Consider the following 19,450-nt stretch of genomic DNA (forward strand, 5'->3'; position numbering starts at 1 on the left):
AGCGGGGCGTCACAAGTTGGTCTAGACCAAGAGGCGGGACTGCCGTAGCCGAACACCCGTCAGCCGACCTCGGCCACCGCCCGGATCGGGGCGCCGTCGGCGGCCGCCAGCCGCAGTGGGAAGAGACTGAGCCGGATCGGCTTGTCCCGGGCCTGGGCCTCCAGCAGGGCGGTCAGGTCGGTGAGGTTCTCGGCGATCACCCCGCCGCCCTCGGCGCCGAGCAGGATCCGGTGGGCGGCCAGCGCCGGCGGCTCGGCCGACTCCCCGGCACCGGGGTCGTGATCGTCCGTCAGGTCGGCGAGCAGCGCGGCCACCGCGGGGTCGCCGGGGCCCGGGTCGGGGGTGGGGTCGATGCTCAGCGCGTCCACACCGACGGTGCGCACCCCGGCGTCGACGATCGCCTGCGCCGCCTCGGGGGTCAGATACGGGTGCGCCAGGTAGCGTTCGGTGCCCCAGAACCGGGGCCAGCCGGTGGCCAGCAGCAGGATCGCCCCCGGGGTCCAGCGCTCCAGCGCGGGCGCCAGCTGCTCGGCCGTCACCGCGCTGCGGGCCGGCAGCGCCCGCAGGTCGGCGAGGACGGCTGGACCGGTGAAGCGCTCCAGCGGCAGCCCGTCCAGGGTCGGCCAGGTGACGTCCACGTGGTACGGCGCGTCCACATGGGTGCCCGACTGCGAGCCGAGGTGGACCGAGAGCACGTTGACGCCGGCGGCGTCGGTGGTCAGCGCCGGGCGCAGGGCCACCACGGGATCGCCCGGGTAGACGGGCATGCCGGTGGTGACCTGATGGGTGAGGTCGTGCAGAACCGGAGCAGTCACGGAGCCATCCTGCCCCGCCCGGCCCCGCGGCAGGCCCTAGGGTGACCGGGTGGCTCACGAAATGGACGAGAAGCACGGTGTACGGCGGCCCTGGGTGGTCGCGGTCTCCGGGGCCTCCGGCACGCCGTACGCGGCGTCGGTGATCCGGGCGCTGCTGGCGGCCGGCGAGGCGGTGGACCTGGTGGTCAGCCGGGCGGCCCGGCTGACCATCCTGGACGAGACCGGGATCTCGTTCCGGGACGCGCACTGGCAGACCGACCTGGCGGCCTGGATCGGTGCCGAGGTGGACCTGGGCAACGTCCGCTACTGGGCGGCCGGTGACTTCGCGGCGGGTCCGTCCAGCGGCTCCTATCCGGCCAAGGGGATGCTGGTGGTCCCGGCCACCACCGGGGCGGTGGCCGGGATCGCGCTGGGGCTGAGCAAGGACCTGCTGCAGCGGGCGGCGGCGGTGACGCTCAAGGAGCGGCGGCCGCTGGTGGTCTGCGTCCGGGAGACCCCGCTGGACTCGGTGACGCTGCGTCACCTGGTGGAACTGGACGCGGCCGGCGCGGTGGTCCTGCCGGCCTCACCGGGCTTCTACGCGGGCGGCTCGACCGCCCAGGAGCTGGTGGACTTCGTGGCGGGGCGGGTGTTGGACGCGGTCGGCGTGCCGCATCGGCTGTACCGGCGGTGGGCGGGCGAGCTGGGTGCGGCCCGAGCGGCGCGGGGGGCGTAAGAAGCCTCCGGCCGGGAGAGTATGTTCTGTGCGATATCTGCTCGGAAGGACGCGGGACGGTACATGGACACGGTGGACAGACAGCTCATCCAGGCGCTCCGCGAGAACGGGCGGGCCTCCTACGCGGAACTGGGCCGTCTGGTGGGCCTGTCCGGGCCGAGCGTCACGGACCGGATCAACCGGCTGGAGCAGGCCGGTGTGATCACCGGCTACCGGGCGACGGTCAATCCGGCCTCGCTCGGCTTCGGCGTGACGGCGCTGATCGGTCTTCAGCTGACCGACGCGGCCGACCACGAGGACGTGGCGCACCGGTTGAAGGACCTCGGCGAGGTGGAGGACTGCTGGTTCATCGCGGGCGACGACTCGTACATGCTCAAGGTGCGGGTGTCCGATGTGGAGGGCCTGGAGTCGGTGGTGAAGCGGCTCTCCGGCACCAAGGGCGTGGCCCGCACCAGGACCACGGTGGTGCTCTCGACCAAGTGGGAGAGCCGGGTCAGCGACCTGCCGCTGGCCGGCGACTGAGCACCGGGACGATCGAGAAGGGGGCGTGGCACCGATGGCGCTGGTGAGTCTGGAGGAGCTGCGGGCGGCCCAGCGGCGGATCGCCGGGGTGGCGGTCCGCACCCCGCTGATGCCCTGCCCGTGGGCGGCAGCGGGCACCCGCCGGCTCTGGCTGAAGCCGGAGAACCTCCAGCCGACGGGCGCCTTCAAGATCCGCGGTGCCTACAACCGGCTGGCCGCGCTGACCGAGCGGGAGCGGGGCCGCGGGGTGGTCGCCCAGTCCAGCGGCAACCACGCCCAGGCGGTCGCCTACGCGGCCGAACTGCTCGGGATCAAGGCCGTGATCGTGATGCCGGAGGGCTCCCCGGCCGTCAAGGTCGAGAGCACCCGCTCCTACGGCGCCGAGGTGATCATGGTGTCGCCCGAGGAGCGGGAGAGCGTGCCGGCCGAGCTGAGCGAGCGCCACGGCTACGTCTGGGTGCCGCCGTTCGACGACGCGTACATCATCGCCGGGCAGGGCACGGTCGGCCTGGAGATCGGCGAGGACGCCCCCGACGAGCTGGACACCGTGCTGGTGCCGGTCTCCGGCGGCGGGCTGATCAGCGGTGTCGCGGCGGCGATCAAGCTGACCACCCCCGGGGTGCGGGTGATCGGGGTGGAGCCGGAGCTGGCCGCCGACGCCCAGGCCAGCCTGCGGGCCGGCGCCCGGACGCCCTGGCCGGTCGCCGACACCTACCGGACGATCGCCGACGGGCTGCGCAACGTCTGCGTCGGGGTGCTGCCGTTCGAGCACCTGCAGGCCTATGCGGACGACATAGTGACGGTGAGCGAGCAGGAGATCCGGGACACCGTGGCGGTGCTGGCCCGGCGCGGCCGGCTGGTCGCCGAGCCCTCCGGCGCGGTGGCGACGGCCGCCTACCTGCACCGCGCGGACGAGCTGGGCGGCCGGGTGTTCGCAGCCGTGGTCAGCGGCGGCAACATCGAACCGACGCTGCTGTCCGAGCTGCTGACGGCATAGGCGTAGTCTCGTGTCCGGACTTTGAACGGCAGGACACAGGAGGCGGGGCACCGCATGGACGCAGGGCTGAAGCGCGAGCTGGAGGCGAAGGTCTACGCGGGCGAGCGCCTGACCCGCGAGGACGGCATCGCGCTCTACGAGAGCGACGATCTGGCCTGGCTGGGCGGCCTGGCCCACCACGTGCGGACGCGGAAGAACGGCGACGTCGTCCACTTCAACGTCAACCGCCACCTGAACATGACCAACGTCTGCGCCGCTTCCTGCGCGTACTGCTCGTTCCAGCGCAAGCCGGGCGAGAAGGACGCCTACACGATGCGGATCGAGGAGGCGGTGCGGCTCGCCAAGGCGATGGAGAGCGAGTCGCTGACCGAGCTGCACATCGTCAACGGCCTGCACCCCACGCTGCCCTGGCGCTACTACCCGCGCAGCCTGCGCGAGCTGAAGGCGGCGCTGCCGAACGTCTCGCTGAAGGCGTTCACCGCCACCGAGATCCACTGGTTCGAGAAGATCAGCGGGCTGAGTGCCAGTGAGATCCTGGACGAGCTGATCGACGCCGGCCTGGAGTCGCTGACCGGCGGTGGCGCGGAGATCTTCGACTGGGAGGTCCGCCAGCACATCGTCGACCACGAGACCCACTGGGAGGACTGGTCGCGGATCCACCGGCTGGCGCACAGCAAGGGCCTGAAGACCCCCTGCACCATGCTCTACGGGCACATCGAGGAGCCCCGGCACCGGGTGGACCACGTGCTGCGGCTGCGTGAGCTGCAGGACGAGACCGGCGGTTTCCAGGTCTTCATCCCGCTGCGCTACCAGCACGACTTCCACGACTCCAAGGACGGCGTGGTCCGCAACCGGCTGATGGCGCGCACCGAGATGGCCACCGGCGCCGAGGCGCTGAAGACCTTCGCGGTCTCCCGGCTGCTCTTCGACAACGTGCCGCACGTCAAGGTGTTCTGGGTGATGCACGGCGTCACCACCGCGCAGCTGGCGCTCAGCCACGGTGCGGACGACATGGACGGCTCGGTGGTCGAGTACAAGATCACGCACGACGCGGACAACTTCGGCACCCCCAACAAGCTGGGCCGTGACGACCTGCTCGACCTGATCCGGGACGCCGGCTTCCGGCCGGTCGAGCGCAACACCCGCTACGAGGTCATCCGGGAGTACGACGGCCCGGAGCTCGGCCGCCGTGATGTTCCGCAGGCGATGCGTCTCTGAGTCCCACCCCTGTGACCTGCCCTGATGTCGTTTCACAAGGATTTAGGGCAGGCCGGGTTTACCGATCGGTTATCGGTTTGGGATGATCTCCGACATGTCCGGATCCCATCGTGCAGCCGGCCGACGCCGAACCAACGCCCCCTCGGGGGCCGACCAGGCGGGCGCGGCCCCCGGACCGCGGGCGCGGGCCGGCGGGCGCCGGCGCAAGCCGAAGCGTCGCAGCCGGGCCCTGCCGGGCACCGCGGTGGTGCTGGCGGCGGCCGCCGCGGGCTGGTTCGTGCTGGGGCCGGGCGGCGCGTTCGCCGCGCACGGCCGTCCGTCCGCGCTGCCGCAGGCCGCGCCCCAGCAGCCGGGGCCGGGGCAGTCCGCGGCCGGGCCGACCGCGGCCGCCTCGCCCGACCCGCACACCGAGACCCCGGCGGCGGACCGCTCGGACCGCGCGGACGGCACCTTCGCGGCCATCCCCGGCCTGGGGCCGACCTTCGCCGCCAAGATCCCGGCCGAGGCCAACCAGGTGGTGCTGGCCTCCGGCTCCGACAAGAACTCCTCGGCCACCACCGTGACGCTGTGGAGCCGCACCCCGGACGGCCGCTGGCGCCCGGGGGTCAGCTGGCCCGCACACAACGGCGACCAGGGCTGGAGCACCGACAAGCGCAACGGCGACCTGCGCAGCCCGATCGGCGTCTTCACCCTCAGCGACGCGGGCGGCCTGAAGTCGGACCCGGGCAGCAAACTGCCCTACCACCAGGACAGCGACTTCGTGGCGGGTGGCACCGGCTTCAACGGCGAGTCGCTGGCCGGCGCGTTCGACTACGTGGTGGCGATCGACTACAACCGGGTCACCGGCAGCTCCCCGCTGGACCCGCGCGAGCCGCTGGGCACCGCCAGGGGCGGCGGCGTCTGGCTGCACGTCGACCACGGCGGCCCGACCCACGCCTGCGTCTCGATCGCCGAGGACCACATGGCTGAGCTGGTGCGGACCCTGGACCCGGCGGCCCACCCGGTCATCGTGATGGGGGACACGGCCTCGCTCGCAACCTGAGGAATCGGACGGCCCAGGCGCGGCAAGGGGTGTTGTTCGCCTTCTACAGCCCTGGCCACCGGAACTTGTCACTGGCGCTGACCGGCTGACGCGCGAGTAACCGGGTTGAGTGGGATCATGACCGGTTCCCGCATCGTCGCGCTTGGCCACTACCAGCCTCCCAAGGTCGTCACCAACGACGACCTCGCCGCGGTGCTGGACACCAACGACGAGTGGATCCGCAGCCGGGTCGGGATCCGGCAGCGGCACATCGCCCAGGACGAGACCCTGGTCGACCTGGCCACCGAGGCCGCCCAGAAGGCGCTGGCCGCGAGCGGGCTGACGCCCGCCGAGATCGACCTGGTGGTGGTCGCCACCTGCACCGCCTTCGAGCGCAGCCCCAACACCGCCTGCGCGGTCGCGGCCCGGCTGGGCATCAGCACGCCGGCCGCCTACGACATCAACACGGTCTGCTCCGGCTTCTCCTACGCGCTGGCCACCGCCGACCACGCGATCCGGGCCGGCGCGGCCACGCGGGCGCTGGTGATCGGCGCCGAGAAGATGAGCGACACCATCGACTGGACCGACCGCTCCACCGCGGTGATCTTCGCCGACGGCGCGGGCGCGGCGGTGGTCGTGGCCCAGCCGGAGTGGGCGGAGCCGGGCATCGGCCCGGTGCTGTGGGGCTCGGAGCCGGAGAAGGGCGACGCGGTGACCATCACCGGCTGGCAGCCGGTGATCGCCCAGCAGGGGCAGGCGGTGTTCCGGTGGGCCACCACGAAGATCGCGCCACTGGCCCGGCAGGCCTGCGAGCGGGCCGGGATCGAGCCGAGCGAGCTCAAGGGCTTCGTGGCGCACCAGGCCAATCTGCGGATCATCGACGCGATCGCCAACAAGCTGGGGGCCACCGACGCGGTGATCGCCCGCGACGTGGTCGACTCCGGCAACACCTCGGCGGCCTCGATCCCGCTGGCGTTCAGCAAGCTGGCCGAGCGCGGCGAGCTGACCACGGGCGACCCGGTGCTGCTCTTCGGCTTCGGCGGCGGCCTCGCCTACGCCGGCCAGGTGGTGCGCTGCCCCTGACCGGGGCGCGGACAATGCGACGGCGGTGCGGGGCCCTGCCAGGGCCTCGCACCGCCGTCGTCTGCCGGCGCGCTGCGGTACGTCGGCGAACCTCCCCCGAGGACACGGCCGCCGCCCGACGTTCCACCGGACAGGAGGCCGGGGCCACGCGCGAGCACGATGTTCGGTTGGTACTGCTCGGTTCCGTTCGGATGGTGGGCCGGACTACCGGGGCGCCTTCTTGCCGGTGATGCCCAGGTAGACCAGCGGGGCGAGGGTTGGCTTGAGGTCCTTGACCTTGACGCCCCAGGAGGTGAAGGCCTTCTGGTGCTCGGCCGCCGAAGCGAGCAGCGAGATCAGGGACCCGGCCACGGCCGCGGCGTCCTGCGCCTTGTCGGCCTGGCCCTTGGCCTGGAGTTCCTTGATGGCATCCGCGAGCGGCTTGGCGACCGAGTTGAGGACGGTCATGCGGATCTTGAAGAACCGCTTGTCCCCTTCGGCGGCACCGAGCGTGACCACTCGCAGAATGGCATCGTTCTTGCGCCAGAAGGCGAGGAATCCGTCCACCAGTTCTTCGGAGGTGGTGGCGCCGGACTTTCCTGCCCAGGACTTTCCGTCGATGAGCTCTTTGAGCTCGACGCTGTCCTTGGCCATTTCCTCGGCGATCTCGAGGACGGCGCCCTCGACATCCGGGAAGTACTGGTAGAAGGTCGCGGGGGAGGTACCCGCCATACGGGCGACGTCGATGACCTTGACGTCCCGGTACGGCGACGTGCTGAGCATCTCGCGGAGGCAGTCGAGCAGCTTCTGCCGCGTCTCCTGTCCGCGTCGCCCGGCGACGCGACCGTCGACGGTGCGAACTTGTCCTGTCATGCCGTCAGCTTACCGCGCACCGATCATGGCGCGATTCGGTGATGCGACTATTAGTCCGCCCGGGGGGTGGTTATCGGGTAGGTGATAGGGATATTCGAAGCCCCCCCGTGTGCTGATGGCGGCACAGAGTGACGGCGTGTGGGCTGAAGGGGACTCGGGTTGCTCTGAGTAGCGCGGCACATGAATGCGGTGACGCCGGAAAGCCCGTCAGATCCGGCCGGGTGCCATCGAGCTGACGAGGTGGCCGGAACGCGACGGCGGTACGCGACACGGCGGGGCCGCAGCGGTGGGGGGAGATTGGCTCAGACGGCGGGGGCATTGGAGAATCGGTCCCGGCCCCACTGGGGGCACCTCCCGGCCGAAGGCTGGGGGAGGGTGGCGCGCGGACGGGGAGGTGGCAGCCGAGTGGACCAGCTGACGGCGCAGGATCCGAGACGGATCGGGCCCTTCGAGGTGCTCGGGCGGCTCGGCGCCGGCGGGATGGGGCTGGTGTATTTGGCACGGTCCGCCTCCGGCCGCCGGGTGGCGATCAAGACGGTGCGCGGCGAACTGGCCGAGGACGAGCTGTTCCGGGTCCGGTTCGCCCGGGAGATCGCGGCGGCCAAGACGGTCGGCGGTTTCTACACCGCGGCCGTGGTGGACGCCGACGCGGACGCCCGGGTGCCCTGGCTCGCCACCGCCTACGTGCCGGCCCCCTCGATGGAGGACCTGGTCGAGGAGAGCGGGCCGCTGCCGGTCGACGCGGTGCGCTGGTTGGTCGCCGGCATCGCGGAGGCGCTGCAGTCCATCCACGCCGCCGGCCTGGTGCACCGCGACCTCAAGCCGTCCAATGTGCTGGTGGTGGAGGACGGCCCGCGGGTGATCGACTTCGGGATCGCCGCCGGCGTCTCGACCAGTCGCCTGACCATGACCAATGTGGCGGTCGGCACGCCCGCCTACATGTCGCCGGAGCAGGCCAAGGACAGCCGCAGCGTGACCGGCGCCAGCGATGTGTTCTCGCTCGGCTCGCTGCTGGTCTTCTGCGCCACCGGGCATCCGCCGTTCCGCGGTGGCAACCCGGTGGAGACCGTCTTCAAGCTGCTGCGCGAGGAGCCCGACCTGACCGGGCTGCCGGCCGAGCTGGCCGACCTGGTGCAGGCCTGCATGCGGCCGGCCCCCGAGCACCGGCCGACGCCCGCGCAGATCCAGGCCGAGCTGGCGCCGCACCTGTTCTCCCGGGACGGCGCGGGGGAGGAGGGCGGCGACTGGCTGCCGCCCACCGCGCTGGAGCTGATCGAGCGTCGCCGGCGGCCCGCCTCCGCCCGGCCGGCCGCCCAGCCGCCCGCGCCGCCGACTCCGGCGCCCGAGGCCCCACTGCCGCCGGTGCCGAGCGCCCCGCCGGTGGTGCCCGCGCCCTATCTGGCCAACACCCCGCCGAACGGTGCGCACGCCGGACCGCGGGCGGCCGAGAGCCAGTGGGGCGCGCCGGCGCAGCCGTCCCGGGCGCAGACGCTGGACCCGCGGACCGGCGCGCACGGCACGGCCGGCACGGCCGGGCCGGACGGCGAGCCGGTCACCGCCAAGCTGGGCGCCCGGCGGCACCGGCGCGACCCGGTCCAGGAGATCCAGCTGTCCGGCGGTCCGGTGCGGATAGGACCCGGCCCGCAGGCGCACACCGACGCCGGGCAGGCCGGTGCCCCGATCGGCACCGACTGGGTCCGCCGGGCGTCGGGGGCGACCGACGGCGGCTCGGCGCCGGCCGAACCGGCGCCGGAGCCGGCCGGCGGGCGCTGGCGGCCCTGGCGGTTCCGGATGTCCAACGACGTCTGGGGCACCCCGCTGGTGGCCGACGGCATCCTGTTCATCTCCAGCTTCGAGGTGCACGCGCTGGACATCGCCACCGGCCGGCGCCGCTACAAGACCCGCGACGTGGCCTGGGCGGTCGCGGTGGACGCCGGGCGGCTGCACGCGGCCGACGGCCCGCACCTCTACACGGTGGACGTGGCCGACGGCGCCGAGCGCTGGCGGACCTCGCTGGACGGCTGGGTCTACTCGCTGGACGCCGCCGACGGCGTGCTGCTCTGCGGGCTGCGCGGCGGCGGGGTGCAGGCGCGCTCCAGCGCCAATGGCGCCGAGCTGTGGCGGGCCGAGGACGCGCAGCAGGACTACGAGAACCCGCAGTCCGGCCCGGCGCTGGTCGGCGGCGCGGCCTACTACTACGGCGGCGGCCGGCTGCGCTGCGTGGACGCCCGCGGCGGGCTGCCGCGCTGGAGCTTCCCGGTCGGCGAGGACGTGCCCTCGCGCCCCGCGGTGCGCGGCGGCCAGGTGCTGGTGACCGCCGGCTCCGCGGTGTACGCGCTGGACGCGGCCGGCGGCGCGCAGCGCTGGCGGTTCGACGCCCCGGTGGTGCTGTTCACGCCGCCGGTGCTGGACGACGGCCCGTCGCCCGCCGTCTACGTCGCCGACTACCTGGGCACCCTCTACGCGCTGGACGCGGCGACCGGCCGGGTGCGCTGGCAGGCGCGCACGGCCAGCCGGCAGGGGGCCGAGCCGGTGGTGCTGGCCGGGCGGACCGCGCTGATCGCCAGCGGGGACACCCTCTACGCCTTCGACACCGCGGACGGGCGGGAGCTGTGGCGCTACTCGGCGCGCGGCGAGGTGGTCGGCGCGCCCGCGGTGGCCGACGGCCTGGTGCACCTGGGCAGCCGGGACCACTCGCTGCACACCGTGGACCTGGCGACCGGCCGGCTGCGCTGGGAGCTGGGCACCAAGGGCGAGCTGACGGGGTCTCCGGTGGCCGCGCTGGGCCGGGTCTTCGTGAGCAGCAAGGACCGCTGCGTCTACGCGCTGGACGCGGTCTACGGGACGGCCGTTCCGGAGCAGCGGTAAGGCCGTTCGGGGCGGTGGCCGGCCGGGAGGGCGGCGTGCCCTGCCGAGGAATCGGACATATCGGTGAAATGCTGACAAAGCCCGGCTTTGGCCGGGCCAGCACGCCGTATGTCCGGAACCGGAGGCAGTCCAGGTGCAGCCCACGAAGGATCCCACCCGCCCGAGCCCGTCCGGCCCCCGCCCCACCGGCCCCAGGGCCGCGCTGCCCGCGGCCGTGCTGGCCCTCAGTGCCGTGCTGGCGCTCGGCGGCTGCACCAGCTCCAGCAAGTCCTCGTCCTCCACGGCCAGCACCGCCACCCCGAGCGGCGGCTCCTCGCCGGCGCCCACCGCCAGCAACCAGCTGCAGAACGACTACGAGCAGGTGATCGCCCAGGTGCTGCCCTCGGTGGTGCAGATCACCACCGCCTCCGGGCTGGGCTCCGGGATCATCTACGACAGCAAGGGCGACATCGTCACCAACGCCCATGTGGTGGGTAGCGCCAGCAGCTTCCAGGTGAGCCTGGCCAACAGCACCAGCCTGCTGGACGCCACCCTGGTCGGCAGCTACCCCGACGACGACCTCGCGGTGATCAAGCTCAGCAGCCCGCCGAGCGGCCTGAAGCCCGCCGTCTTCGGGGACAGCGGCAAGGTCCAGCTCGGCCAGATCACCCTCGCCATGGGCAGCCCGCTGGGCCTGTCCAGCAGCGTCACCGAGGGCATCGTCTCCGGGACCGGACGGACCGTCACCGAACCCAAGACCACCGATTCGCCCGGCGCGACCATCGGCAACATGGTGCAGACCTCGGCCGCGATCAACCCCGGCAACAGCGGTGGTGCGCTGGTGAACCTCTCCAGCCAGGTGATCGGCATCAACACGCTGGCCGCGGTGGACGAGCAGCTGAACGGCAGCGCGGCCCCCGGGATCGGCTTCGCGATCCCCAGCGCCACCATCACCAGCATCGCCGACCAGCTGATCGCGAACGGCAAGGTGACCAACTCCGGCCGGGCCGCGCTGGGCATCAGCGCCCGCACCTACTACACCAACGAGTTCAAGCCGGCCGGCGTGCTGGTGGTCAACGCCGCCTCGGGCGGGCCGGCCGCCAACGCCGGCATGCAGCCCGGCGACGTGATCACCAAGGTCGGCGGCACCCAGATCACCGACCTGAGCGACCTGACCACCGCGCTGGCCTCGCTGACGCCGGGCTCCAGCGTCACCGTCACCTACACCCGGAACGGCCAGACGATGACCGCGAACATCACCCTGGGGACGCTCGGTTCCTGAGCCCCCGTCGGAGCAGGTCCGGCGGCGTACCGCGCAAGGGCGGCCGCCGGACCGTGGTACGCCGGGTCAGCGGGCGGCGCGCGCCGCCCGGGTGCGCCAGGGCAGCTCCACGGTCACCGTGGTGGGGCCGCCCGCCGGGCTCTGGACCAGGAAGACCCCGTCCACCGAGCCGACCCGCTCGGCCAGACCGGCCAGCCCGCCGCCGGGCCGCGGATCGGCCCCGCCCCGGCCGTCGTCGCTGACCTGGAGCATCAGCCGGTCCGCCGAGCGCCACACGTCCACCGCGGCGTGCCGGGCGGCGGCGTGCTTGGAGGTGTTGGTGAGCAGCTCGCTGACGGTGAAGTAGGCGATCCCCTCGACCGCCGAGTCCGGGCGCTCGGGGGTGCCGTCCGGGCCGGACAGGTCGACGTTGACCCGCACCCCGCCGGGCACCGTGCAGCGGGCCGCCACCGAGGAGAGCGCCGCGTCCAGGCCGCGGTCGGTGAGCACCGCCGGATGGATGCCGCGGGCCAGATCGCGCAGCTCCTGCAGGGCCAGCTTCACCTCGCCGTGGGCGGAGCCGACCATCTGCGCGGCCGAGGCCTGCTCCGGCGACAGCTCGGTGTCCAGCAGCTTCTCCTTGGCCAGGCCCAGGTCCATGGCCAGCGCCACCAGGCGGGCCTGGGCGCCGTCGTGCAGGTCCCGCTCGATCCGGCGCAGGTCGGCGGCGGCGGTGTCGACCACCGCGCCGCGGTCCTCCTCCAGCTCGCGCACCCGCGCCGTCAGCGCGCTCGGCGCCAGCAGCAGCTCCACCAGCACCCGGTGGGCCACCGCCAGATAGCGCACGGCGAACGGCAGCAGCGGGAAGCACGCCACCAGCAGCGTCAGCGTGACGGTGAAGCTGATGATCCCCCAGGGCAGCATCAGCAGGCAGTAGAGCGCCGAGCGCCAGCTCAGGCCGTCGGCCAGCGCGGCGATCACCCGGCCCGCGGTGCCGGGGCGGGACGGCGGCCGCAGCGGCTCCGGCTCCTCGACCCGGGCGCCGAGCGCGACCCGGGCCCGGCGGCGGGCCACGGCGCCGAGCCGTCGGCAGCCGCGCAGACCGGCCGCGAGGATCGGCAGCCCGATGACGGTGACGCTCAGCGAGGTGCCCACCGAGAAGGTGACCACGGTGAACAGGAAGCCGGCGATGCCGAAGGGCAGGCCGAGCAGGTGGTGGCGGGCCTCGCGCCACATCTGCGCACCGTAGAGCGGTCTGGCCATCGTCTGCCGTCCATTCGTTCGTATGGCTGAGGCAGCCAAGCTTGGCGGGTCCCGGCCGCCCGGCGCACGGGGGTCGGCGCCCGAAGTTGTGGGGGGTTAACCCCACCGCGCCGGACTTGACGGGACATGGAGATCGTCTTGCGGATCGTCTCGCAGGTCGGGCAGGGTGCCGAGGGACCATGGCAGTGGTCATAGACTCACGCCATACCGAAGGTTATGGATCAGGTAAAAACCGCTGGAGGCGTACGCATGGAGGGGCCACGGGCCGCCGCCCTCGCGGCCGACCCCACGCTGGGGAGCGGGTACTACGACGCCTATGCGGCGATCGGCCTGCTCGCGGTGGTCGGAGTGCTGTTCGTGGCGGTCGCGTTCAGCGCCAACCGGCTGCTGCGCCCGGTGATCTACTCACCGGAGAAGCTGCTCACCTACGAGTGCGGCGTGGACCCGGTCGGTGAGGGCTGGGCGCACACCCAGATCCGGTACTACATCTATGCCTTCCTCTATGTGATCTTCGCGGTGGACGCGATCTACCTGTTCCCGTGGGCGACGGTGTTCGCCGCCGCGGGCTACGGCGCGGGGACGCTGGTGGAGATGTTCGTCTTCCTCGGCTTCCTCGCGGTGGGGCTGCTCTACGCCTGGAAGAAGGGCGTTCTGGAATGGACGTGACCCACAGCCACAGCCACAGCCACGGCTCGGCGGACGGCCCGGTGCCGCTCGGACTGCCGGACCCGGCCCGGCCCGGCCCGGGGGCGCTGGAGCAGCGCCGGCTCGGCCCGCTGGCCCGGCTCGCCCCGGACCCGGTCAAGATGGTGCTCAACTGGGGGCGCCGCTACAGCCTCTGGGTTTTCAACTTCGGCCTGGCCTGCTGCGCGATCGAGTTCATCGCCGCCTCGATGGCCAAGCACGACTTCATCCGGATGGGCGTGATCCCGTTCGCCCCGGGCCCCCGGCAGGCCGATCTGATGATCGTCTCGGGGACCGTGACGGACAAGATGGCGCCCGCCGTCAAGCGGCTCTACGAGCAGATGCCGGAGCCCAAGTACGTCATCTCGTTCGGCGCCTGCTCCAACTCGGGCGGGCCGTACTGGGACTCCTACTCGGTCACCAAGGGCGTCGACCAGATCATCCCGGTCGACGTCTACGTGCCCGGCTGCCCGCCGCGGCCCGAGGCGCTGCTGCAGGGCATCCTCAAGCTGCAGGAGAAGATCGCCGAGGAGTCGCTGGCCGAGCGCTACACCGGGCCCTCGACCGGTGCGCTGCGCCGCCCGCTGCTGCCCGGCCCCGGGGGTGCGCAGTGACCGCCGCACTGGATCCGGAGCGGACCGCCGCCGCCGTCGGCCCGTGGGCGACGGCCGCCGAGGCATATGAGCTGCTCACCGTCGATGTGCCCGCCGAGCACTGGATCGAGGCGCTGACCGCGGCCCGGGACGGCTTGGGGCTGGCCTTCTTCGACTGGCTGAGTGCGGTGGACGAGCTGGCCGAGGGTTTCTCGGTCAGCGCCCACCTGGCCGCCGTGGGCGAGCCCGGGACGGTGCGGCACCTGCTGCTGCGCACCCGGGTGCCGCGCGACGGTGCCGCGCTGCCGACCGCCGTCGGGGTCTACGCCGGGGCCGGCTGGCACGAGCGCGAGACCTTCGAGATGTTCGGCATCGAGTTCACCGGGCATCCGCACCCGGCGCCGCTGCTGCTGCCGGACGGCTTCGAGGGCCACCCGCTGCGCAAGGAGTTCGTGCTGGCGGCCCGGGTCGCCAAGGCCTGGCCGGGCGCCAAGGAGCCCGGCGAGAGCGATCACGGGGACGGGCCCGCGCGGCGCAAGATGCAGCCGGCCGGGGTGCCCGACCCGAACGAGTGGGGTCCGCTCAAGGGCACCCTGCCGCCGGTCGCCGAGCGCCCGGCGCGGGCGGCTCGCGGGCCGCGCGCGGCAGCGGCGGCGGGGGCGGGAGCGGCGGCCGGCGCCGAGGGCGCCCGCCCGGTTCGGGCGGACCGGCCGCGGCGCAACCGCAGCATCACCGACGGCTCGGCCAGCCAGGCCGCACCCGCCGACAAGCCCGCTGAGGCGCCCGGCACCGAGGCGCCCGCCGCCGGGGCGCCAGCGACCGAGGCGCCCAAGGTGGCCCGGACGCAGAGCGCGGACGCCCCGTGGCACTCCCCGGTGCCCGCCTACGACGAGCCCTCGACCTCGGCCAAGCCCGAGAAGTCGGCGGAGCCGACGTCCGATGCGCCGACGTCCGATGCGCCGACGTCCGGTGCGCCGGCTGCCGAACCCGAGAAGCCGACCCCCGAGGACACCCAGGCCCCCGAGGACACCCAGAACGGAGACAGCGCGTGAACCTGCTCGACACGCTGCTGCGCTGCGTCGCGGTGCTGGTGGTCTTCATGACCCTCCCGCTGGTGATCGGCCAGACCGAGCACAAGGTGATGGCCCACATGCAGGGCCGGCTCGGTCCGATGTACGCGGGCGGCTTCCACGGCTGGGCCCAGCTGGTGGCCGACGGCGTGAAGTTCGCGCAGAAGGAGGACGTGGTCCCGGCCGGCGCCGACCGCCGCGTCTTCCAGCTGGCCCCCGCGGTCGCACTGCTGCCCTACCTGGTGGTGCTGCTGGCCATCCCGGTCGGCCCGCACGGCTTCGTCGGGCAGGCGGTGGACGCCGGTATCTTCTTCGTGCTCGCCGTGATGGGCATCGGCGTGCTCGGCTCGCTGATGGCCGGCTGGGCCTCGGCCAACAAGTTCTCGCTGCTCGGCGGTCTGCGCACGGCCGCCCAGCTGATGTCGTACGAGCTGCCGATGCTGCTGGCCGCCGCCTCGGTGGCGATGGCGGCCGGCACCGTCTCGCTGACCGGCATCCTGGGCGCCTTCCACTGGTGGTGGGTGCCGTGGCAGGCGATCGGCGCCTTCGTCTTCTTCACGGCCGGCCTCGCCGAGCTGCAGCGGCCGCCGTTCGACATGCCGGTGGCCGACTCGGAGATCATCTTCGGCGCCTACACCGAGTACACCGGCATCCGCTTCGCGTTCTTCCTGCTCTCCGAGTACGGCGGCATCCTGGTGCTCTCCGCGCTCACCGCGGTGCTCTTCCTGGGCGGCTGGCACGGCCCGCTGCCGGACAGCCTCGGCTGGCTGTGGACGCTGCTGAAGACCTTCGCGCTCGCCTTCGTGGTGATCTGGGCCCGGGTCACCTTCCCGCGGCTGCGCGAGGACCAGCTGATGCGCTTCGCCTGGACCGTGCTGATCCCGCTCGCGCTCCTCCAGCTCGCCCTGACCGGCATCATTAAGGTGGCGATCTCCTAGTGAACCTCCCCGGCTCCGGCCTGGCCAAGGGCCTCGCCGTCACCCTGCGCACCATGACCCGCAAGTCCGTCACCGCGCAGTACCCGGACGCCCAGCCGCTGCTGCCGCCGCGCAGCCGCGGGGTGATCGGGCTGCTGGAGGAGAACTGCACGGTCTGCATGCTCTGCGCCCGGGAGTGCCCGGACTGGTGCATCTACATCGACTCGCACAAGGAGACCCTCCCGGCGGCCGACCCGAACGCCCGGGCCCGCACCCGCAATGTGCTGGACCGGTTCGCCATCGACTTCTCGCTCTGCATGTACTGCGGGATCTGCATCGAGGTCTGCCCGTTCGACGCGCTCTTCTGGTCCCCGGAGTTCGAGTACGCCGAGACCGACATCCTGGAGCTGACCCACGAGCGCGACAAGCTGCGCGAGTGGATGTGGACGGTGCCGCCCCCGCCGGCCCTCGACCCCGCGGCCGAGGACCCCAAGGAGATCACCGCAGCCCGCAAGGCGGCGGAGAAGGCGGCCGCCGCGGCCGGTGATGCGTCATGACCTCGCTGCTGACCGACCGGGTGCTGGCCGCCTCCGGCTCGCTGGCCCCCGCCACCCGGGGCTTCCTCTCCCCGACCGGGGTGGAGATCGTCTTCGTGCTGGTCGGCCTCGCCGTGCTGGGCGCCGCCCTGCTCACCGTGACCACCAAGCAGCTGGTGCACGCCGCGCTCTGGCTGGTGGTCGCCCTCGGCGGCCTGGCGGTGGAGTTCCTGCTGCTCACCGCCGAGTTCGTGGCCTGGGTGCAGGTGCTGATCTACCTGGGCTCGGTGGTGGTGCTGGTGCTCTTCGGACTGATGCTCACCAAGGCCCCGATCGGCCGCTCGCCGGATGCCGACTCGGGCAACCGCTGGGTCGCGCTCGGGGTCGCCCTCGCCACCGCGGCCACCCTGGTGACCCTGGTGGTGGACGCCTTCCGCACCTCCTGGATCGACCTCGGCAGCGGCGGCGGCTCGACCGCGGCCGTCGGCGCCAGCCTGTTCCGCTACTGGGTGCTGCCCTTCGAGGCGCTCTCGGTGCTGCTGCTGGCCGCGCTGGTCGGCGCCGTCGTGATCTCCCGCACCGGCAACGGCGGCGCCGCCAAGCCCCGGGCCGGGAAGCTGCGCAGCCCCCAGCTCTCGACCCGGCCGACGACCCGGCCCTCGACGCAGCAGGAGCGCTGATCGCCGATGCACCTCGCCTACCCCGTCGTCCTCGCCGCGCTGCTGTTCGGCATCGGCGTCTACGGTGTGCTGGCCCGGCGCAACGCCGTGCTGGTGCTGATGTCGGTCGAGCTGATGCTCAACACCGTCAACCTGAACCTGGTCGCCTTCGACGCCTGGCTGCGCGACTCGCTGCACGCCGGGCAGGCGCTCACCCTGTTCACCATCACGGTGGCGGCGGCCGAGATCGGCCTCGGCCTGGCCATCGTGCTGCTGGTCTTCCGGACCCGCGGCAGCGCCGACGTGGACCGGATCACCGCGCTCGGCGACCGCGCCGCCGAGATCCCGGCCCAGGCCGAACCCGCACCTGACGCCGTGTCGAAGGGCCAGGCTCTGTGAACATCGCCGTCCCCGCGCTCGTTCCGGCGCTGCCCGCGCTCGGTGCTGCCGCGATCTTCGCCACCGGCCGCCGGGCACCCGGCTGGACCCGCCCGCTGGCGATCCTGCCGGTGCTGGCCGCCGCCGTGCTGGCCCTCATCGCCGCGCTGCAGCTGGGCACCGGCCGGACCTTGAACGCCGCCACCCTGCTCACTCCGACCGGCGGCCCGGGCATCTACCTGGCCCTGCACCTGGACGGCTACACCTCGCTGATCACCGTGCTGGTCGGCCTGGTCGCGACCTGCGTGCAGATCTACTCCACCGCCTACCTCAAGGCCGACCCGCGCTACCCGTCCTACGCGGCGCTGGTCTCGCTGTTCACCGCCGCGATGTTCCTGGTGGTCTACTCGGGCGACCTCGTGGTGCTGCTGGTCGGCTGGGAGGTCATGGGCATCTGCTCGTACTTCCTGATCGGCCACCACTGGGAGACGTCGGACGCCCGGGCCGCCTCGCTCAAGGCCTTCCTGGTCACCAAGCTGGGCGACGTGCCGTTCCTGTTCGGCATCTTCCTGCTGGCCGGCGACGCGCACACGTTCCAGATCTCCGGCGTGCTGGCCGCCGCCGCCCACGGGCAGCTGCACCACCCCACCCTGATCGCCCTGCTGCTGCTCGCCGGGGTGGCCGGCAAGAGCGCGCAGTTCCCGCTGCACACCTGGCTCCCGGACGCGATGGCCGGCCCCACCCCGGTCTCCGCGCTGATCCACGCGGCCACCATGGTCGCGGCCGGCATCTACCTGGTGGCCCGGCTGCTCCCGGTCTTCCTGCTCTCCGGCGCCGCCCTGGTGGTGCTGGCGGTGCTGGCCGCCGTCACCATGATCGGCTCGGCACTGTGCGCGCTGGCCCAGGACGACATCAAGCGGGTGCTCGCCTACTCCACCGTCGGCCAGCTCGGATACATGGCCGGCGCGCTGGCCAGCGGCGACCGCGAGGCGGCCGTCTTCCACCTGGTCAGCCACGGCGCCTTCAAGGCCCTGCTCTTCCTGTCGGCCGGCGTGCTGATCCACGCCGCCCACACCAACTCGCTCACCGCGATGGCCAGGACCCCCGGACTGCGCGACCGGGTGCCGGACGCCCGCTGGACCCTCGGCATCGGCCTGGTCGCGCTGGTCGGCCTGCCGCCGTTCTCCGGCTTCTTCAGCAAGGAGGCGGTCTTCACCGCCGCCGAGCACGCCGCCGACGGGAACGCGCTGACCAACGGCGTCGGCCCGGCGAGCGCGGTGCCGCACGCCGCCGGCTGGATCGTACTGATCGCCGCCGGGCTCACCGCGGTGCTCACCGCCGCCTACGCCACCCGGCTGTGGCTGCTGGCCTTCCCGGCCAAGGCGGTCGCGGCGGCTGCCCCGAACGGCGGCCCCGAGGCCGGCGCGCCCTACTCGCCCGAGCTCGACGAGGTCGCCCCGGGGCACGCCGAGCCCGCCGCGATGCGCTGGCCGCTCTGGGTGCTGGCCATCCCGACGATCGGCTTCGGCGTGACCGGGCTGAGCCCCCAGTGGCTGCCCAAGCTGCTGGACGGCGGCTCGCTGCGCCCCTCGCTGCCCACCGCGGTGGTCGGCACCGGGCTGGCCGTGGCCGGCGTGCTGATCTGCTGGGCCGCCTGGCGCACGGTCACCGCCCGTGCCAAGGGCGTCGCCGACCCCGGGCGGGCGCTGCTCGGCCCGCTGTACCGCCCGGCGCAGCACGGTTTCTTCGTGGACCGGCTGTACAGCGTGCTCTTCGTCCGTCCGACGGTGGCCGCCGCCGAGCTGGTGAAGTTCCTGGACCGCGAGGTGGTCGAGGGCTACGTCCAGGGTTCGGGCGGCGCGGCCAAGGTGCTCGGCTGGGTGGTGCGGCGCAGCCAGACCGGCAACGCCCAGACCTACCTGAGCGCGCTGCTGGCCGGCGTGGTGCTGATCGCGGTCTTCGTGGCGGTCGGTACATGAGCGAGCGAAGCGAGCTCATCATCGAAAGGTGCGCCCGGGC

19 protein-coding genes are annotated in these 19,450 nt (G+C 73.0%); 16 read left to right on the plus strand and 3 right to left on the minus strand.

The features are described from left to right. Positions 1 to 59 precede the first annotated feature (59 nt). Positions 60 to 815, minus strand: a complete 756-nt coding sequence (locus tag P3T35_RS35480) for a cyclase family protein (RefSeq protein ID WP_280709188.1) — start codon at positions 813 to 815, stop codon at positions 60 to 62. 61 nt (positions 816 to 876) lie between these two features. Between P3T35_RS35480 and P3T35_RS35485 the strand changes: the two genes are divergently transcribed. The 6 genes from P3T35_RS35485 (at position 877) to P3T35_RS35510 (ending at position 6,371) form a co-directional block, all read left to right on the plus strand. Then, positions 877 to 1,530 (plus strand): UbiX family flavin prenyltransferase, encoded by a 654-nt coding sequence (locus P3T35_RS35485; RefSeq protein WP_101381323.1) that lies wholly within the window; start codon positions 877 to 879, stop codon positions 1,528 to 1,530. Positions 1,531 to 1,593: 63 nt separating this feature from the next. Continuing rightward, a complete protein-coding gene (locus tag P3T35_RS35490; RefSeq protein WP_101381324.1) occupies positions 1,594 to 2,052 on the plus strand; it encodes an Lrp/AsnC family transcriptional regulator in 459 nt (152 codons plus the stop codon). 34 nt (positions 2,053 to 2,086) lie between these two features. Next, positions 2,087 to 3,049 carry a threonine/serine dehydratase gene (locus tag P3T35_RS35495; RefSeq protein WP_101381325.1) on the plus strand — a complete coding sequence of 321 codons (963 nt, stop codon included), beginning with the start codon at positions 2,087 to 2,089 and terminating at the stop codon, positions 3,047 to 3,049. Between the two features lie 54 nt (positions 3,050 to 3,103). Beyond that, positions 3,104 to 4,267 carry an aminofutalosine synthase MqnE gene (mqnE, locus tag P3T35_RS35500; protein ID WP_101381326.1) on the plus strand — a complete coding sequence of 388 codons (1,164 nt, stop codon included), beginning with the start codon at positions 3,104 to 3,106 and terminating at the stop codon, positions 4,265 to 4,267. A gap of 94 nt (positions 4,268 to 4,361) precedes the next feature. Beyond that, complete coding sequence (locus P3T35_RS35505; RefSeq protein WP_101381327.1) at positions 4,362 to 5,309, plus strand: hypothetical protein; 948 nt, start codon at positions 4,362 to 4,364, stop codon at positions 5,307 to 5,309. Positions 5,310 to 5,426: 117 nt separating this feature from the next. Beyond that, complete coding sequence (locus tag P3T35_RS35510; RefSeq protein ID WP_101381328.1) at positions 5,427 to 6,371, plus strand: beta-ketoacyl-ACP synthase III; 945 nt, start codon at positions 5,427 to 5,429, stop codon at positions 6,369 to 6,371. A gap of 204 nt (positions 6,372 to 6,575) precedes the next feature. Here P3T35_RS35510 and P3T35_RS35515 read toward each other — a convergent pair whose 3' ends face one another. Further along, on the minus strand, positions 6,576 to 7,223 hold the full coding sequence (locus P3T35_RS35515) for a TetR family transcriptional regulator (protein ID WP_101381329.1): 648 nt from the start codon (positions 7,221 to 7,223) through the stop codon (positions 6,576 to 6,578). A 405-nt stretch (positions 7,224 to 7,628) separates the two neighbouring features. Here P3T35_RS35515 and P3T35_RS35520 point away from each other — a divergent pair, with 405 nt between their 5' ends. Both P3T35_RS35520 and P3T35_RS35525 read left to right on the plus strand, forming a co-directional pair. After that, entirely contained in the window at positions 7,629 to 10,091 is a 2,463-nt protein-coding gene (locus tag P3T35_RS35520) for a serine/threonine-protein kinase (RefSeq protein WP_280709189.1), read from the plus strand. Between the two features lie 133 nt (positions 10,092 to 10,224). Continuing rightward, complete coding sequence (locus P3T35_RS35525) at positions 10,225 to 11,352, plus strand: trypsin-like peptidase domain-containing protein (RefSeq protein WP_280709190.1); 1,128 nt, start codon at positions 10,225 to 10,227, stop codon at positions 11,350 to 11,352. 66 nt (positions 11,353 to 11,418) lie between these two features. Here the strand turns inward: P3T35_RS35525 and P3T35_RS35530 are convergent, their stop codons facing one another. Then, positions 11,419 to 12,594: a sensor histidine kinase gene (locus P3T35_RS35530; protein ID WP_101381331.1), complete on the minus strand. Its 1,176-nt coding sequence runs from the start codon at positions 12,592 to 12,594 to the stop codon at positions 11,419 to 11,421. 249 nt (positions 12,595 to 12,843) lie between these two features. On the opposite strand from P3T35_RS35530, the gene P3T35_RS35535 reads away from it, so the two are divergent. Genes P3T35_RS35535 through P3T35_RS35570 form a run of 8 tightly spaced genes read left to right on the plus strand, consistent with a single transcriptional unit; the run spans position 12,844 to position 19,410 of the window. Next, positions 12,844 to 13,260: an NADH-quinone oxidoreductase subunit A gene (locus P3T35_RS35535; RefSeq protein WP_101381332.1), complete on the plus strand. Its 417-nt coding sequence runs from the start codon at positions 12,844 to 12,846 to the stop codon at positions 13,258 to 13,260. Continuing rightward, a complete protein-coding gene (locus P3T35_RS35540; RefSeq protein ID WP_101381333.1) occupies positions 13,251 to 13,892 on the plus strand; it encodes an NADH-quinone oxidoreductase subunit B in 642 nt (213 codons plus the stop codon). Before P3T35_RS35535 ends, P3T35_RS35540 begins: the two co-directional genes overlap by 10 nt. Further along, on the plus strand, positions 13,889 to 14,923 hold the full coding sequence (locus P3T35_RS35545) for an NADH-quinone oxidoreductase subunit C (protein ID WP_101381334.1): 1,035 nt from the start codon (positions 13,889 to 13,891) through the stop codon (positions 14,921 to 14,923). The genes P3T35_RS35540 and P3T35_RS35545 overlap by 4 nt, the downstream gene beginning before the upstream one ends. Positions 14,924 to 14,970: 47 nt before the next feature. After that, entirely contained in the window at positions 14,971 to 15,879 is a 909-nt protein-coding gene (locus P3T35_RS35550; RefSeq protein ID WP_280709198.1) for an NADH-quinone oxidoreductase subunit H, read from the plus strand. A gap of 53 nt (positions 15,880 to 15,932) precedes the next feature. After that, positions 15,933 to 16,415 (plus strand): 4Fe-4S binding protein, encoded by a 483-nt coding sequence (locus tag P3T35_RS35555; protein ID WP_101385133.1) that lies wholly within the window; start codon positions 15,933 to 15,935, stop codon positions 16,413 to 16,415. After that, complete coding sequence (locus P3T35_RS35560; protein WP_101381335.1) at positions 16,412 to 17,074, plus strand: NADH-quinone oxidoreductase subunit J; 663 nt, start codon at positions 16,412 to 16,414, stop codon at positions 17,072 to 17,074. The genes P3T35_RS35555 and P3T35_RS35560 overlap by 4 nt, the downstream gene beginning before the upstream one ends. Positions 17,075 to 17,080: 6 nt before the next feature. Continuing rightward, positions 17,081 to 17,452 (plus strand): NADH-quinone oxidoreductase subunit NuoK, encoded by a 372-nt coding sequence (gene nuoK / locus P3T35_RS35565; protein WP_101381336.1) that lies wholly within the window; start codon positions 17,081 to 17,083, stop codon positions 17,450 to 17,452. Continuing rightward, positions 17,449 to 19,410: an NADH-quinone oxidoreductase subunit L gene (locus P3T35_RS35570; protein ID WP_101381337.1), complete on the plus strand. Its 1,962-nt coding sequence runs from the start codon at positions 17,449 to 17,451 to the stop codon at positions 19,408 to 19,410. Before nuoK ends, P3T35_RS35570 begins: the two co-directional genes overlap by 4 nt. Positions 19,411 to 19,450: the final 40 nt, after the last annotated feature.

The sequence above is a fragment of the Kitasatospora sp. GP30 genome, from assembly GCF_029892145.1.
GTDB classification, from domain to species: domain Bacteria; phylum Actinomycetota; class Actinomycetes; order Streptomycetales; family Streptomycetaceae; genus Kitasatospora; species Kitasatospora acidiphila.